Source organism: Acinetobacter sp. LipI_23, from assembly GCF_058243045.1.
Map to the genome: position 1 here is coordinate 238,303 of NZ_JBZAYJ010000001.1, position 16,441 is coordinate 254,743.

Genomic DNA, 16,441 nt, shown 5'->3' on the forward strand with positions numbered 1-16,441 from the left:
TGACCCAGTTGTGTAGTGAAAGTCTCCACAACACACGGAGAAAAAAATTGAAAGACTTGCTCGATATCATGCGCAAAAAGACGGATTCAGACGGTCATGCTCCAGTTGAGTTTGATCGCATCCGTATTGGTCTTGCGTCACCAGAAATGATTAAGTCATGGTCTCATGGTGAAGTTAAAAAGCCTGAAACCATTAACTATCGTACGTTCAAACCAGAACGTGATGGTTTATTCTGTGCCAAAATTTTTGGCCCAGTCAAAGATTACGAATGCTTGTGTGGTAAATACAAGCGTATGAAATACAAAGGCGTCATTTGTGAAAAATGTGGCGTTGAAGTAACAACTGCGAAAGTTCGTCGTGAGCGTATGGGTCACATCGAGCTGGCTTCTCCAGTTGCACATATTTGGTTCTTAAAATCACTTCCGAGCCGTATCGGTCTATTATTAGACATGACTTTACGTGATATCGAACGTGTATTGTATTTCGAATCTTACGTAGTAACTGACCCAGGTATGACTCCATTTGAGAAATACCAACTTTTAAACGATGAAGAATACTTCAACGCTTTAGAAGAACACGGTGATGAATTCACTGCGAAAATGGGTGCAGAAGCTGTTCAAGACTTGTTAAAAGACATCGATCTTGAAAACGAAATTTCACGTTTACGTGAAGAAATTCCAAACACAACGTCTGAGACTAAGCTTAAAAAAGCGTCTAAGCGTTTGAAGTTGATGGAAGCGTTTAAAGAGTCAAACAACAAGCCAGAATGGATGGTGATGAATGTACTTCCAGTACTTCCACCAGATCTTCGTCCGTTAGTACCACTTGAAGGTGGTCGTTTCGCGACTTCTGATTTGAACGACCTTTACCGTCGTGTGATCAACCGTAACAACCGTTTGAAGCGTCTTCTTGACCTTGCAGCGCCAGACATTATCGTACGTAATGAAAAACGTATGTTACAAGAGTCTGTCGATGCATTGTTAGACAACGGTCGTCGTGGTCGTGCAATCACGGGTTCGAACAAGCGTCCATTGAAATCTTTGGCTGACATGATCAAAGGTAAACAAGGCCGTTTCCGTCAAAACTTACTTGGTAAGCGTGTTGACTATTCAGGTCGTTCGGTAATTACTGTAGGTCCTACTTTACGTTTGCACCAATGTGGTCTTCCGAAGAAAATGGCACTTGAATTATTCAAGCCATTCATTTTCGCAAAACTACAAGCATCTGGCCAAGCAACAACCATCAAAGCTGCGAAGAAAATGGTTGAGCGCGAAACGCCAGAAGTTTGGGACGTTCTTGCTCACGTGATTCGTCAACACCCTGTGATGTTGAACCGTGCGCCTACACTTCACCGTTTGGGTCTTCAAGCATTTGAACCGATTCTGATTGAAGGTAAAGCGATCCGTCTTCACCCGCTCGTTTGTGCTGCGTTTAACGCCGACTTCGACGGTGACCAAATGGCGGTACACGTACCATTAACACTTGAAGCGCAGTTAGAAGCGCGTGCGTTAATGATGTCGACCAACAACATCTTGTCTCCAGCGAACGGTGAGCCAATCATCGTACCGTCTCAGGACGTTGTCTTAGGCTTGTATTACATCACTCGTGATGCGATCAATGCCAAAGGTGAAGGCATGGTGTTTGCAGATACTCACGAAGTTAACCGTGCACTTGCAACAGGTCAGGTAAATTTACACGCTCGCGTAAAAGCACGTGTACACCAGACTGTGATTGACGAAAATGGTAACCGTGAACAACAAACCATTGTTGTGGATACAACACCAGGTCGCTGCTTACTTTGGGAAGTTGTGCCAGAAGGTATGGATTTCCAACAAATCAACGTTGAGATGACCAAGAAAAACATCTCTAAATTGATTAACTCTTGCTACCGTAAATTAGGTCTTAAAGATACAGTGATCTTTGCTGACCAATTGATGTACTTAGGTTTCCGTCAAGCGACACGTTCAGGCGTATCGGTCGGTATGGAAGACATGGTGATTCCACCTGCGAAGTACTCAATTATTGAAAAAGCGGAAGTTGAAGTTCGTGAAATTGAGCAACAGTTCGAACAAGGTTTCGTAACTGCGGGCGAACGTTATAACAAAGTTGTCGATATTTGGGCTCGTACGAACGACCAAGTCGCGAAAGCGATGATGGACAACTTGTCTTTTACCACTGTTAAAAACAAACAGGGTGAAGATGAGAAGCAAAAATCATTCAACTCGATCTATATGATGTCTGACTCAGGTGCCCGTGGTTCGGCAGCTCAGATTCGTCAGTTAGCGGGTATGCGTGGTTTGATGGCGAAACCAGATGGTTCGATCATTGAAACTCCAATTAAAGCGAACTTCCGTGAAGGTTTGACCGTACTTCAGTACTTCATTTCAACACACGGTGCACGTAAAGGTTTGGCCGATACAGCACTGAAAACAGCAAACTCGGGTTACTTGACACGTCGTCTTGTAGACGTAGCGCAAGACTTGGTCATTACTGAGCCTGACTGTGGTACTTTGGGCGGTCTGGTAATGACTCCGTTCATTCAAGGCGGTGACGTGATCGAGAACTTAGGTACTCGAGTACTGGGCCGTGTTGTTGCTGAAGATGTGAAGAAAGCCGGTTCTGACGACGTTATCCTGCCACGTAACACTTTGATTGATGAGAAACTTGCAAACTTCCTAGAAGAGCAAGGTGTCGATGAAGTTAAAGTACGTTCAGTGGTTGCGTGTGAATCTACATTCGGCGTATGTGCGAAATGTTATGGTCGTGACCTTGCGCGTGGTCATCAGGTGAACCCTGGTGAGTCTGTGGGTGTTATGGCTGCACAATCGATTGGCGAACCGGGTACACAGTTAACCATGCGTACGTTCCACGTTGGTGGTGCTGCGAGCCGAACGTCTGCTGCAAATAGCATTCAAGTCCGTAACAAAGGTACTGTACGTTTCCACAATGTGAAAACAGTACAACATGCTAAAGGTCACTTGGTATCAACATCTCGTTCAGGTGAAATTGGTATTGCAGATGACTTAGGCCGTGAACGCGAACGCTACAAAATTCCATACGGTGCGTCGATCATCTTGAAAGATGGCGAATCTGTGGAAGCTGGCGGTATCGTGGCGACTTGGGATCCGCACACCCACCCACTTGTAACAGAAGTTGCAGGTAAAGTACGTTTCAGCCAAATTGCTGATGGCGTTACTGTTACCTCGAAGACTGATGATGCAACGGGTATGACGACGATTGAAATCTTACCTGTGACTGCACGTCCTGCGTCTGGTAAAGATTTACGTCCTGCGGTTGTTCTTGATACGACGGATGGTGGTGAGCAGTTCTACTTCCTACCACAAAACACGATTCTTTCTGTCCGTGATGGCGAAACAATTGGTGTGGGTGACGTTATTGGTCGTGTACCTCAAGAAACTTCACGTACGCGTGACATTACCGGTGGTCTACCGCGTGTAGCTGACTTGTTCGAAGCACGTAAACCGAAAGAGCATGCGATTCTTGCTGAAATTTCAGGTGTTGTAAGCTTTGGTAAAGAGACTAAAGGTAAGAACCGTTTAGTGATTACTCCAGATGATGGTTCTGAGATTTACGAAGAACTGATTCCAAAATGGCGTACCATGAACGTGTTCGAAGGCGAACATGTGAACCGTGGTGAGACTGTTTCTGATGGTCCACAGAACCCACATGACATCTTACGCTTGAAAGGCGAAGTTGCGCTGACCAACTACATCGTGAACGAAGTTCAAGATGTATACCGTCTGCAAGGTGTAAAAATCAATGACAAGCACATTGAAGTCATCGTACGTCAAATGTTGCGTAAAGTTGATATCACTGATGGCGGTGATACAAGCTTCATCAAAGGCGAGCAAGTGGATTACATCCGCGTGATGCAAGAGAACCAAGCTGTTCTTGCGCAAAACAAGTTCCCTGCGAAGTTTGAACGTCAATTGATGGGTATTACCAAAGCATCGCTTTCTACTGACTCGTTCATCTCTGCTGCATCGTTCCAGGAAACCACACGTGTGTTAACTGAAGCGGCTGTAACAGGTAAAGAAGATGATTTACGTGGCTTGAAAGAGAACGTAGTGGTAGGTCGTTTGATTCCTGCAGGTACCGGTCTTGCGTATCACTTAGAACGTCGTCGTCAAGAAGCTGAAGCTGCAGAGCATGAGCTTGTAAATGACTTCTCTGATGTTGATCAAGCATTAAGCCAAGCATTTAGCGATGAGTTTAACGGTCTGTAATTAGCCCTTTAAATGAATAAAAAGCCACCTTCGGGTGGCTTTTTTTATATACTTGAATGTCCCGTCCTGAAATAAGTTTACACCTTTAAGAGGCTTATTTTATGGAACATGAACGAGAACAAAGAGTTAAACGTACACAAGGTGATTATAGCTTTGCCTTTAAAATGATGGTTGTACATGAAGTAGAAAAAGGGCAAATTACTTATAAACAAGCTCAGGCAAAATATGGTATTCAAGGAAGATCAACTGTGCTGGTATGGTTACGCAAGCACGGACAACAGGACTGGACTTCGAATATGCCGCCTTCTTCTAAACGCCAATTAACACCCCAACAACGAATCCGCCAATTAGAAAAGCAGTTAGCCGCAGAAAAGCTTAAAACTGAATTTATTCAGGATGTGATTTATCACATTGATAAAGAATGTGGGACTGATCTTGGAAAAAAGTATACCGAGCACGTTTCAAAGATTGGCAAAGCCAAAGAGGACTAAGCGTTTCACGTTATTGTCAGTGGTTGGGAATCACCCGACAAGCTTATTATCAAGCAGAAAAACGTGCTCAAATGACTGCACAAGCAACTGAACAAATACTTGAGTTGGTTATGGAATATCGTTGTCTCATGCCAAGTATCGGAACACGTAAGTTGTATTGGCTTATTAAAGGCAAATTGTTGCAGCGTGGTTTAAAGTGTGGACGGGATCAGTTATTTAAAATATTGAAAGAGCATAATTTATTGATTCGCCCCAAGCGTCGCTATACAAAAACTACGGATAGCAAGCATTGGATGAAGAAGCATCCAAATTTATTAAAGGATTATTCAGCAGTGCAAGCCAACGAAGTCTTTGTTAGTGATATTACTTATGTTGAGAGTGCTGAAGGCGTACATTATTTATCATTGGTGACAGATGCTTATACCCGTCAGATTAAAGGTTATAAGTTATCGAATGATATGCGTGCGGAGAATGTTATGCAGGCTCTACATATGGCGATGCAGCATGTGACGGATCGAGCGACTAGGATGATTCATCATTCAGACAGAGGCTCTCAGTATTGCTCTGAGCTATATCAATCGGCATTGCGCCATTATGGGATATGTCCTTCCATGACAGATGGATACCTTGCGAAACAGTGTTTCTCATATCAAAATGCATTAGCAGAGCGGATTAATGGAATATTAAAGCAGGAGTTTTTAACTACACGATGTCAAACCATGAAGGAGTTAGATCACTTAATTACGGAATCTATCATGATTTATAATTGCTATAGACCACATTTAAGTTTAAATATGAACACCCCGAATCAGATGTATGAGCAAACTAAAACCGAGCTAATTGCTTAACTCGGTTTGAAGTGGAATACTGTCAATCTATTTCAGGACAAGACAGAAAAATATAATATTTAGTTATAAGGGAGAGTTGTATGAAATTAGAAGAAGCACAGGCGATTTTTAAACAAGCATCTGAAGCATATAAGAATGATAATATTAATCATGCAATTGAACTCTTTTCTAAAATTGAGAAAAACTTTGATGGATTAAATAAAATTTATGCAAGAGCTCAATTTCATTTAGCGAATTTAATGGATGATTTAAAGCGATATGAAGAGGCAGAAAAAGCATATAATAATGTTCAAAAGGAAGATAATGTTGGGCTATATGCAAATGCTCAATTCAATTTAGGTGTTTCACTAAAACAGCAAGATAGACTTAAAGAAGCAGAAGAAGCATATAATAATGTCCAAAAAGAATATAGTATTGAGCTATATGCAAGAGCCCAGTGTAATCTAGGTTTTTTATTAAGAAAGCAAAATTGACTTGAAGAAGCAGAACAGGCATACCAAAATGTAAAAAGAGAGGATACGGCCGAGCAATATGCAAGAGCTCAATTTAATTTAGGTTCTCTACTAAAACAGCAAGACCGACTTACAGAAGTAGAACAAGCATACCAAAATGTAAAAAGAGAGGATTCGGCCGAGCAATATGCAAGAGCTCAATTTAATTTAGGTTTATTGCTAGAAGAACAAAACCGTTTAGAAGAAGTAGAACAGGCATATAAAAATATATTAAGAGAAGATAATGCAGAGCTTTATGCAGAAGCTCAAGTAAATTTAGGCTTTTTATATCAAAGACTTGGAAGAATTGAAGAGGCAAAAAAAACTTACAACAAGGTAAAACTTATTGATTCTGCAATACAATACTCATGGGCACAATGGAACTTATATATATTATTAGACGAAACAGCATATCTAAAAAAAATTAAAATTGAATATGATTTAGAAACTTATGCGGAAGCCCAATTTTTATTAGGCGAATTTACAACAATACTAAATAAGAAAAATGCTTTTTGGGAAAAAATCCCAAAGAAAAGTACACAATATCGTAAAGAAAGTTATCAAATTAATGTTGTAGCAAGTATTGTTGCTTTGGATGAAAGTAAATATAAAAATAGGTTGTATTATATTTTTGAAAAAATAAGTGGTATTTTAAAAAGCATATTTATTGATACTGATTATGAAAAATCGATTGCACATTATACCAATTTAACAGGGCTTTGTTGCACAAAGATTTGAAATGCAAAGCGCCCCTAATTGAGCCAAATTTAAGGCGTAACTTGGGTAAGTGGTCGACCTAATTCCGTAAATCTGTTAAGGACTGCTACACGTGCATGGATTTCATTCACTTGGCTATCAAAACTCCTTGCACTGAGTTTATCGCCTAATAATTTGATGCAATGCATCTTAGTTTCAACCAAACTTCGACGATGATAGCCTGACCATTTTTTCCATAGTGTCCTGCCTAAACGTTTAATTGTTCGAAGTAATTCATTTCGCTCTAGCGAGCTACTCTTTGTATCTTTCCATGGTTTCGCATTTTTTCTAGGTGGAATCACCGCATGCGCTTGCCGATCTGCAATGACCTGACGGCATTGCTTGGTGTCATAAGCTCCATCGGTATAAACAGAGTCAATCCGCTCATCTTGTGGAATCTGATTAAGTAAATCACCAAGCACCTGTGAATCACTGACATTATTGGTTGTAAGCTGAACTGCTCGTATTTGTAGGGTTTTAGCATCTATACCAATATGAAGTTTACGCCATTGGCGACGATATTCAGGTCCATGTTTCTTGCGTTTCCATTCGCCCTCACCTAGAAACTTCATGCCTGTAGAGTCCATGAGTAGATGCAGCCCATCGCTACTTTTTTGGTAGCTGATTACAATATCAATATGCTTTTGTCTTCTACAAAGCGTGGTGTAATCTGGAGCTATCCAATTTAATCCGCAAAGTTTAATCAGACTTTGCACAAAGCCAGTGACCATACGTAAAGACAGACGGAATAAGGATTTAATCATTAAGCAGCATTGGATGGCTGCGTCGGAGTAGGTTTGATTTCGCCCTTGTTTGCCTTTTGATGGCGCATACCATTGCGTAGCAGGATCAAACCAAATGGCAATATTTCCGCGACTCATGAGTGCTCGGTTATATGCGGGCCAATTGGTTGTGCGGTAAATTTTGTGTGTAGGCTTCTTCATTTGAAAATTATATCGCTGAAAAAGCCTTTACAGATAGGTTTGTGCAACAAAGCCATTTAACAGTATCTAAGCTTTTATTATCTAAAGAAAATAATAATTTATTTAAATTAAAATCTGCACTACGTTTAAATACCATTAATTTAATGAATGATCCTGAAGAGGGTTTGTTAATTAACAAGTTATTGTATATTGATAATAAAATTACAACTCAAGATACGGCGTTTATTTCTTGTTTTACATTACACCATGACTCATTAAATCAATTTAGACTTTATGCGAAAGAGAAGAAGGAGGACGCTTCGGGTTTAAGTTTAGTGTTGTCAAAAGATTTCTTTGCCACAGAACATAATGTTGCACGCATATATGAAAAATCTGGGTTAGTCGCAGAAACTGGTGAAGAGGAAGATAATCTAAGTATAAAACAAGAAAAGTCAAAATCTGGATTGTCAGCAATGCCGCTATATCGCTGTATTTATTTTGATCCAACTTCTGGTTTAACTAAAGTGGCACAGCGTGAGGAATGGAGTTTCAGACGTGAGTTTAAATTAAAAAATAATTCTCCGTGGTATACAGAGAATGATGTAGCACAACAAAAGTGGGATAAGTATCTTACTAAAATTCAAGAAACTGAAAGTAACGTAAAAGGTGGTTTAGAGCAGCTTACAAAACTTATTCATGAGATTAACATAGAAAAATTACCGCCTAAAGAAAGTGAACTATTGGCTGAGATACTTCTGCCTTTACGCTATTTGATAAAACATATGGCATTTAAAGAAGAACAAGAGTGCCGCATGATTTATGTAACTCAAATGGATAATGAATTAATTCAATATGATGAAAAAATTAATCGTATTTATATAGATTATGAGCCATCAATAATGGAATATTTAGAAAAGATCTACCTTGCACCTAAAGCTTCGGGAGAAAAAATGGTGTTTGAATATTTATGTTCTCGCGGCCAAATAATTAGAAAAGGTAAAGATGCTGTCAAAGTCAAAATTTCACAAAACCCATTTCGTTGATTCAGCCACCTTCGGGTGGCTTTTTTTGTCCTTTTGTTACAGAAGTGGATTTAAGCTTTTATAAATTTCACATTTTTCCTATATTAAAAATATAAGTACACAAATCTCCTTACTTCATTAACGATTAAAAAATAGAGGTGGTTCTACATGAAATTGACATCAAAACTATTGGGCTTAAGCATCTTCGCATTTGTGAGCCAAACGATGGCAGCGCCGATGCCGAATACCATCACCGTGGAGGATAAGGCGGTTGTACCGATTGTCAAAACACAGATTATTCGCAGTGTTGCTGGTCAAGACCCTGTGCGGACAACCGAAGCGATTATTTTTGAAGTGAAAAATGGTGGTAAAGATATTGTGGCGCGTGAAGTGGTTCTCGAAGAAAATGCCAGCCAATTTTCAGATAAAAAAATGTCTGCACCGATTGTGCAAAAAGGTAGCGTGATTGTTCCGACATCCAAAGTTGAAGTGAAATCGACCTTGAGTCAAGGTGGTGTTGTCCTTGCAGAAGGTAAGCAAGTTGATGCACAAGGGGTTGAGTTTAAGAAAGGGCAGGAACCTGTACGTAAGGAGCTGAAACTGGATCAAGTGAAAGACCCGAACAGTCAAGAAAGTGTGACGCGTGCGGTGCTCCAAGAAAATGGCACCACCACCAAAGATGTGGTTGTGGTGAAAGAGCCTGAATAATCTTGAGTTGAATGCGGATGAGGCCCTCTAAGGAGGGCTTCTTGCTTACAAATTTTCAGCAATAGCAGCTGTAACCGTAACATTTCACGGGTTTTAAGTTCATACTGATCTTTTATGCTGTAAGAAATAGCCAATAAGGACAAATCTCATGAAAAAGTATATGAGTATTATTGCAGTGGTATCTCTTTCGACGATGCTGTTGGCAGGTTGTGAGAATATGAGTGCTTCGGAGCAACGTATTGGTACAGCGGCTTTAGGTGGTGCAGTGGGTGGCGCTGCTGGGAATAGTCTCGGTGGTGGTGTAGGTGCAGCCATTGGTGGAGGTGCTGGTGCTGCTGTGGGCAGCAAAGCTCAAGGTGGCTCAAACCGTAGTGCAACCTACAGTGGTGTTGGTGGTGCGATTGGTTCAGCCGTGGGTAAAAGCGTGTTTGGTGGTAATACCGGCGCAGCCATTGGTGGTGCCATCGGTGGTGGCGCAGGCGCTGCTATTGAAGAACGTAAATAATGTTTTAAGTTCAGATTTTCAAAAAAAAGCACTTCATGGAAGTGCTTTTTTGTGCTCACTTTGTTGGTTTAGGTTTTTTGCGGCGGATGTATAAGGTTTTTTCTACCTCTGCAATTCGAATGCCAGCTTCATCATAAATATTTAAGGTATAAATACGATGTACGGGGGCATAGTTATCGGCCAGTTGTTTCACGGCCGCGATTTCTTGGGCATCAAGATGAAAGTCTGCATAGACTGTACTGCGCCCTGGACTGAGAAATTGGATAGAGGCTGCTTTGTCCCAAACAATATATTTGTTGCCTAAGTGATGCATCAGCAGGGTCATATAAAACGGGTCGACCATCGCATATAAACTCCGGCCAAAATGTACGCCGACTATATTCCGATTGTGTCGGGTCAAAGGCATTTTGACACGAATGTGGTAGTGTTTAAGGTCAAATTTTTAAATTTGAATCCCTGCACCTTTAAAGGGAGCAAAATGATTGAGAAAGTATTTCGCGACAATTGGCTGTGTCACAAGTTTTTTAAAATGCTCATTTCGGTCAATGGTATCTGATGAACTTCTATCCATACTAGAGAAGATCAAATCAATTCGCATTGATCGTTTTGCCAGTAAAGTATAAAAAACAGTCAATAACAATAAGGAGCTGAATATGGAGCAGCAAAGTTACTGGGTACAAACTACAGATCAGCAAAGACTTTATGTGAAAACATGGGGCAATGCGAACAATCCTGTGCTGGTCTTGGTGCATGGCTATCCAGATAATCAAGAGGTCTGGGAGCCTGTGATTCAATACCTCATCCATGATTATTATATTGTGACTTATGACGTTCGCGGTGCAGGGATGTCGAGTGTGCCGCGTCGTACACGGGCCTATGCCTTGCCTCAGCTATCGCTAGATTTGGAAAGTGTGGTGAATAGTATGATCCCACAGCGTAGCTTTCATCTGGTTGCGCATGACTGGGGTTCGATTCAGTCATGGGAGTCCGCGACTGAGCCAAAATTTAGAGAGCGTATGCTGTCATTTACCACCATTTCAGGCCCATGCTTAGACCATGCCGCATTTTGGATGCGTGAACAGTTCAAACAACACAAGCCTCAATTTTTTAAGCAATTAACGAAGTCTTGGTACATTGCAGCCTTTCAGTTGCCTTTTTTGGCACCGACTGTATGGCAGTTCTTTAGTCCTGAGCATTGGGGCAAAGTTTTATTGCGTTTAGAAGGACGCTCAGACTTACCGCTGAATCATCACATTGCTGCCGATGGTAAACACGGGGTTGCGCTCTACCGCGCCAACTTTATCCCACGCCTGACGAAACCTCGGGAACGCTTTGCAATTTGTCCCGTACAAGCGATTGTGTTGGAGCAAGATCAGTTTGTGAGTCCAGCGTTAATCGATGAAATGCCGAAGTGGGTCGAGAATTTTCAACGGGTGAATGTAAATGCCAACCACTGGGCAATCTTGAGCCAGCCTGAGGTAATTGCTAAAGAAATCAAAAGGTTTGTTTAAAACTGGCGCTGTGTTGAAGCAAGCTGAAATGATCTGTGAAAGAGAAAGGTGCTAGCGACCTGTAAGGGCAGAATTTTTTGGTTATTTTCTGATAAAATGCGCCTTTCTTCCAAGTCACTCTTTTCACTATGTTCGCAATTCTTGCCGCTATTGGGGTCATGTTTGGACTTTCATTAGCTCGTGTGCCTGTAGTATTTGCATTAATTATTGGTGCTGTCACAGGCGGTTTATTGGCTGGTTTAGGGCTACACGGTACCCTCGAAGCATTTAATAATGGGCTTGGGGGCGGCGCAAAAATTGCGTTGGCTTACGGGGTTTTAGGTGCATTTGCTTTGGCTTTGGCACGCTCAGGTTTACCTGACTTGTTGGCTTATAAGCTTATTAAAACATTGAAAGGTTCGAGCAATGAAAAGGCGCAAAATCGGGTTAAATATCTGATTTTTATAACCGTCGCGTTAGCAGCCATTTGTTCACAAAACGTCATTCCTGTGCATATTGCGTTTATTCCAGTCCTGATTCCTCCTTTATTAAGTGTGTTTAACCATCTCCAGTTAGATCGTCGACTAATTGCTTGCGTTCTAACCTTTGGCTTGGTTGCCACTTATATGTTGGTACCATTTGGATTTGGTGCGATTTTCCTAAATGACATCTTAGGTCAAAATATTAATACTTTTGGGCAACCCTACGGTTTTAAAATCAATTATGCCGATATCCCTTCAGCAATGGCCATTCCTGTTTCGGGTATGTTTGTCGGTTTATTGGTTGCTGTATTCTTTAGTTACCGTAAGAAACGTGTATATGAAGAAGTGCATGTGGAACCAGTGCAGCAAAGTATTTCTTCTGAACTTGATATCACGGGTGAGAAGTCTAAGCCCGAAATTTCAAAGTTTACGTTATCTATGGCGCTTATTGCTGTAGTGGCTACGCTTTGGGTACAAATTGCATCAGATTCCATGATTTTAGCTGGTCTGGTTGGTGTTGCGATTTTGAGCTGTGCGGGAATTTTTAAATGGAAAGAAGCAGATGATGTGATTATTAGCGGTATGCGAATGATGGCATTAGTTGGTTTCATTATGATTGCAGCACAAGGTTTTGCATCTGTTATTTCTGCGACCAATCAAGTGCCAGCATTGGTAGAAGCATCAGTGCAATGGATTGGTTCTAGCCAAGGACTCGCTGCATTTTGGATGCTATTGATTGGCTTACTGATTACTTTAGGAATTGGTTCTTCGTTCTCTACCATTCCAATTTTAGCAATTATTTATGTGCCTTTGTGTATCCAGTTTGGTTTCAGTCCAGCGGCAACCATTGCGATTATTGGTACGGCTGCGGCACTCGGTGATGCGGGTTCTCCGGCTTCTGACTCCACTTTGGGACCGACTTCGGGTTTGAACATGGATGGTCAGCATGATCACATGAAAGACAGCGTGATCCCGACCTTTATTCACTTTAATATTCCACTCATGATTTTCGGTTGGATTGCGGCCATGGTTTTGTAATTTACCCTCCAATTATTATAAAAAGGCGATTTTAAATCGCCTTTTTTATTATTTATTCAGATTAAAATAATCGGGTTTATAATGTTAATTCGGATTAAAAAGGTTGGAATTAAAATATATTTATTTTGATTTTTCGTTATTAATTTAAAACCAATTAAAATGGTATATTTAATATTTAAATTAACTAAAACAATAACTTAAAAATGGTATTTAAAATACATTATTATTATAATTGCATATTAATTACACTCTTGTTTATGATGGGTTAATGTTAATTTTTATATTAATTATTTTACAAACAGAGGTTGTTTGAAATGTTGAAGCAAATTGCTCTAATTACATTAATGGGTCTTTCTGCATCTGCTGCAATGGCAGGTCAATGGCAAGTCAAAGTCGGTGGATCTGCAATTGCGCCAACGCAGGACACGAAAATTGCGAATGGTACATTAACGGTTGAAGCAGATAGCGAACTCGCGTTTACGCCATCGGTTGAATATTTCTTTAATGACAATATTTCTGCCGAGTTACTGCTAGCAACGCCAATTAGCCACGATGTACTCATTAATGGTGCAGAAGCAGTAAAAATTAAACATTTACCGCCTACCTTAACGGCAAAGTATAACTTTAAAAACTCAACAGGTTTCACGCCTTATATTGGTGTCGGTGCAACAGCATTTATTGCATGGGATGAAGAAGGTGTGAAAAGCATAAAAGAAGATTTCGGTTATGCTGCGCAAATTGGTTTTAACTTCCAACCTGCTGATGCAAAAAACTGGGGTGTGTTTGCCGATGTCCGTTATGCAGATTTGAACCCAGAAGTAAATGTAGATGGCACAACGAAGTTTAAATTAGATATCGATCCAGTGATTTATACCCTCGGTTATAGCTACAAATTTTAATAATCAAAAGTAGCTTTTTAAGAACCTCATCGATGATGGGGTTTTTTTATGCAAAGACTAAAGTTGAATAGTGGTCAACGTTGAAATAAATCACGATGATTCAGTATTAAAAGAAAATCATCTATAGAATGGATAGAAACAGAATAAGAGAGTGATAAAAATGAAATCTATGCTCGGGATCGGTTTAGTCTGTGGTTTGGCGTGGAGCATGCATGCTCAAGCAGCAAGTTTTAATTGTGATAAAGCAAAAACGACGACGGAGCACGCGATTTGTGAGTATCGCCAAATTAATGACGCCGATGTGAAAATGGCTACCACTTATACCATTTTAAAACGCCTTGTTCCGATGGGGACGCGTGGCATGATTCAGGATGAGCAAGTGAAGTGGTTGAGTCTTCGTGACCGTTGTGGTGCTTCACAAAGTTGCCTCATGGATGTGTATAAAATGCGCCAGCAGCAGTTAGAACTACATCTAAATCGTATTTACCGTCAGGGCCCATTTTAAAAAAAGGACAAAAAAACTTGCGATTGCTATTGAAAAACGTACCGCTCACTCCAATTCATTAAGCATTCTCTATAAGACTTAATACATTAAGGAGCGATTGATGAGCGAGCAAAACGCACATAAACATAGTTTCCAAGCTGAAGTGGCTCAGCTATTACATTTAGTGACGCATTCACTGTATTCAAATCCTGACATTTTCCTACGTGAATTGATCTCAAATGCGTCCGATGCCTGCGATAAATTGCGTTTTGAAGGCATTAATCATCCTGAATATTATGAAAATGACCCAGACCTACATGTGCGCGTCAGTTTTGATGAAGCCAATCAAACACTGACCATTTCAGATAATGGGATTGGTTTAACTGAACAAGAAGCGATTGACCACTTAGGTACGATTGCTAAGTCTGGAACCAAGGACTTTATGTCTAAGCTCACAGGTGACCAGAAATCAGATGCACAACTGATTGGTCAGTTTGGTGTCGGTTTCTACTCGGGCTTTATTGTGGCTGACAAAATTACCGTAGAATCACGCCGTGCAGGTGCGGGTCCTGATCAGGCGGTACGTTGGGTCAGTGCGGGCACGGGTGAGTTCGAAGTCGAGCAGATCCACAAAGACAGCCGTGGTACCGATATTATTTTACATTTGCGTGAAGATGCGTTGGACTATTTACAGTCGCATAAAGTGAAGCAAATTATCAATAAATACTCAGATCACATTAGCCTGCCGATTGAGATGCAAAAAGAGGTTTGGCAGCAAGAAGAAGCGGTCGAAGGTGAAGAGCCAAAACCGGGTCAGTATGTGAAAACGGGTGAGTGGGAAGCGATTAACTCAGCCAGTGCTCTGTGGACACGTAATAAAAATGAAGTGACTGAAGAGCAGTACATCGAGTTTTATAAGAACCTCAGCCATGACTTTGAAGCCCCACTGGCATGGGCGCATAACCGTGTTGAAGGCAGTACCGAATATACGCAGTTGTTGTATGTACCGAGTAAAGCTGCTGCGAATATCTTTACCCGTGAAGCCAAAGCAGGAATTAAGCTCTATGTAAAACGGGTCTTCATTATGGATGACGCGGATAACTTGATTCCAAACTATTTACGCTTTGTTCAAGGGGTGGTCGATAGTGCCGATTTACCATTAAACGTCAGTCGTGAGCTGTTACAAGAAAGCCGTGATGTGAAAACTATTCGTGAAGGGAATGCACGCCGTGTATTGACCATGCTGGATGCTTTAGCCAAATCGGAAGATGAAAAAGATCAAGAGAAGTTCAAAACCTTTTACCGTGAATTTGGTTCAGTGTTGAAAGAAGGTTTAGGCGAAGACTTTGGTAACCGTGAGCGTATTTTAAAACTTTTACGCTTCTCAACTTCAAACAATGATGAGGTGAGCACTTCTTTGCAGGACTATAAAGCGCGTATGCCTGAGGGGCAAAAAGCGATTTACTATGTGACTGCAGACAGTCTTAATGCCGCGAAGAACTCGCCACAACTTGAGTTATTTAAGAAAAAAGGCATTGAAGTCTTACTCATGGCAGACCGTGTTGATGAATGGGCAATGGAATTTGTGCATGAGTTTGATGGCACACCAATGCAAAACGTGGCGAAAGGTGCAGTCGACTTAGGTGATTTACAAGATGCCGAAGAGAAGAAAGCACTTGAGGCAGCCGCAGAGCAGTTTAAACCTGTGGTTGAAAAATTGTCTGACTCATTGAAAGCCAAGACCAAAGAAGTACGTGTGACCACACGTTTGGTCGATTCGCCTGCATGCTTGGTGACAGGTGAGGGAGAGCTTTCGCCACAATTGATTCGTATGTTGCAGCAAGCGGGTCAGGCTGTACCTGAAAGCAAGCCAATTTTGGAAATTAACCCAGAGCATCCATTGGTGAAAAAATTAGAAAATTCGGCACAGTTTGATGACTTGGCTAATGTGATTTTTGATCAAGCGGTGATTGCTGAGGGCGGCTTACCTGATGATCCTGCCGAATATATCAAACGGATTAACAGCTTATTGCTTCAATAAATTAATATGTGCTTAA

13 protein-coding genes and 1 pseudogene are annotated in these 16,441 nt (G+C 41.0%); 12 read left to right on the forward strand and 2 right to left on the reverse strand.

Going from position 1 to position 16,441, the window contains the following annotated elements; genetic code table 11:
• The first annotated feature begins 47 nt into the window (after window positions 1-47).
• The 4 genes from rpoC (at window position 48) to AC4CVD_RS01220 (ending at window position 6,815) form a co-directional block, all read left to right on the forward strand.
• Complete coding sequence (gene rpoC / locus AC4CVD_RS01205) at window positions 48-4,247, forward strand: DNA-directed RNA polymerase subunit beta' (protein ID WP_078425778.1); 4,200 nt, start codon at window positions 48-50, stop codon at window positions 4,245-4,247.
• A 101-nt stretch (window positions 4,248-4,348) separates the two neighbouring features.
• Window positions 4,349-5,586 (forward strand): IS3 family transposase gene (locus tag AC4CVD_RS01210; protein ID WP_115613876.1). Its coding sequence is split into 2 segments (ribosomal slippage): window positions 4,349-4,685 and window positions 4,685-5,586, totalling 1,239 coding nucleotides; the frame shifts between segments, so codons are not numbered across the junction.
• Between the two features lie 80 nt (window positions 5,587-5,666).
• Entirely contained in the window at window positions 5,667-6,059 is a 393-nt protein-coding gene (locus AC4CVD_RS01215) for a tetratricopeptide repeat protein (RefSeq protein ID WP_490751757.1), read from the forward strand.
• A 195-nt stretch (window positions 6,060-6,254) separates the two neighbouring features.
• Complete coding sequence (locus AC4CVD_RS01220) at window positions 6,255-6,815, forward strand: tetratricopeptide repeat protein (protein ID WP_490751758.1); 561 nt, start codon at window positions 6,255-6,257, stop codon at window positions 6,813-6,815.
• Window positions 6,816-6,844: 29 nt separating this feature from the next.
• Here AC4CVD_RS01220 and AC4CVD_RS01225 read toward each other — a convergent pair whose 3' ends face one another.
• The gene (locus tag AC4CVD_RS01225) at window positions 6,845-7,777 is read right to left on the reverse strand and encodes an IS5-like element ISAba12 family transposase (protein ID WP_053579251.1); all 933 of its coding nucleotides are present in this window, start codon (window positions 7,775-7,777) and stop codon (window positions 6,845-6,847) included.
• 41 nt (window positions 7,778-7,818) lie between these two features.
• Between AC4CVD_RS01225 and AC4CVD_RS01230 the strand changes: the two genes are divergently transcribed.
• The 3 genes from AC4CVD_RS01230 (at window position 7,819) to AC4CVD_RS01240 (ending at window position 9,991) form a co-directional block, all read left to right on the forward strand.
• Window positions 7,819-8,799: a hypothetical protein gene (locus AC4CVD_RS01230; RefSeq protein WP_490751760.1), complete on the forward strand. Its 981-nt coding sequence runs from the start codon at window positions 7,819-7,821 to the stop codon at window positions 8,797-8,799.
• A 147-nt stretch (window positions 8,800-8,946) separates the two neighbouring features.
• Window positions 8,947-9,486 (forward strand): hypothetical protein, encoded by a 540-nt coding sequence (locus AC4CVD_RS01235; protein ID WP_490751762.1) that lies wholly within the window; start codon window positions 8,947-8,949, stop codon window positions 9,484-9,486.
• Between the two features lie 148 nt (window positions 9,487-9,634).
• A complete protein-coding gene (locus AC4CVD_RS01240; RefSeq protein ID WP_178896355.1) occupies window positions 9,635-9,991 on the forward strand; it encodes a DNA transfer protein p32 in 357 nt (118 codons plus the stop codon).
• A 55-nt stretch (window positions 9,992-10,046) separates the two neighbouring features.
• Here the strand turns inward: AC4CVD_RS01240 and AC4CVD_RS01245 are convergent.
• Window positions 10,047-10,562, reverse strand: a pseudogene (locus tag AC4CVD_RS01245) (DUF4442 domain-containing protein).
• A gap of 82 nt (window positions 10,563-10,644) precedes the next feature.
• Here AC4CVD_RS01245 and AC4CVD_RS01250 point away from each other — a divergent pair.
• From AC4CVD_RS01250 to htpG, 5 genes are all read left to right on the forward strand, one after another.
• Window positions 10,645-11,502 carry an alpha/beta fold hydrolase gene (locus AC4CVD_RS01250; protein WP_490751764.1) on the forward strand — a complete coding sequence of 286 codons (858 nt, stop codon included), beginning with the start codon at window positions 10,645-10,647 and terminating at the stop codon, window positions 11,500-11,502.
• Window positions 11,503-11,630: 128 nt separating this feature from the next.
• Window positions 11,631-13,001, forward strand: coding sequence for a Na+/H+ antiporter family protein (locus tag AC4CVD_RS01255; RefSeq protein WP_058868765.1), 1,371 nt, complete (start codon window positions 11,631-11,633; stop codon window positions 12,999-13,001).
• 314 nt (window positions 13,002-13,315) lie between these two features.
• Window positions 13,316-13,900: an OmpW/AlkL family protein gene (locus tag AC4CVD_RS01260; RefSeq protein ID WP_262471289.1), complete on the forward strand. Its 585-nt coding sequence runs from the start codon at window positions 13,316-13,318 to the stop codon at window positions 13,898-13,900.
• Window positions 13,901-14,060: 160 nt separating this feature from the next.
• A complete protein-coding gene (locus AC4CVD_RS01265) occupies window positions 14,061-14,405 on the forward strand; it encodes a lysozyme inhibitor LprI family protein (RefSeq protein ID WP_490751767.1) in 345 nt (114 codons plus the stop codon).
• A 100-nt stretch (window positions 14,406-14,505) separates the two neighbouring features.
• A complete protein-coding gene (gene htpG / locus AC4CVD_RS01270; protein WP_490751769.1) occupies window positions 14,506-16,425 on the forward strand; it encodes a molecular chaperone HtpG in 1,920 nt (639 codons plus the stop codon).
• The last annotated feature ends 16 nt before the right edge of the window (window positions 16,426-16,441 follow it).

What these genes read in the sequence shown, in the direction of transcription:
- AC4CVD_RS01250 (WP_490751764.1), top strand. Translation starts at nt 10,645, where the DNA reads ATGGAGCAGCAAAGTTACTGGGTACAAACTACAGATCAGCAAAGACTT.
- AC4CVD_RS01240 (WP_178896355.1), top strand. Translation starts at nt 9,635, where the DNA reads ATGAAAAAGTATATGAGTATTATTGCAGTGGTATCTCTTTCGACGATG.
- AC4CVD_RS01225 (WP_053579251.1), bottom strand. Translation starts at nt 7,777, where the DNA reads ATGAAGAAGCCTACACACAAAATTTACCGCACAACCAATTGGCCCGCA.
- AC4CVD_RS01235 (WP_490751762.1), top strand. Translation starts at nt 8,947, where the DNA reads ATGAAATTGACATCAAAACTATTGGGCTTAAGCATCTTCGCATTTGTG.
- htpG (WP_490751769.1), top strand. Translation starts at nt 14,506, where the DNA reads ATGAGCGAGCAAAACGCACATAAACATAGTTTCCAAGCTGAAGTGGCT.
- AC4CVD_RS01260 (WP_262471289.1), top strand. Translation starts at nt 13,316, where the DNA reads ATGTTGAAGCAAATTGCTCTAATTACATTAATGGGTCTTTCTGCATCT.
- AC4CVD_RS01255 (WP_058868765.1), top strand. Translation starts at nt 11,631, where the DNA reads ATGTTCGCAATTCTTGCCGCTATTGGGGTCATGTTTGGACTTTCATTA.
- AC4CVD_RS01265 (WP_490751767.1), top strand. Translation starts at nt 14,061, where the DNA reads ATGAAATCTATGCTCGGGATCGGTTTAGTCTGTGGTTTGGCGTGGAGC.
- AC4CVD_RS01215 (WP_490751757.1), top strand. Translation starts at nt 5,667, where the DNA reads ATGAAATTAGAAGAAGCACAGGCGATTTTTAAACAAGCATCTGAAGCA.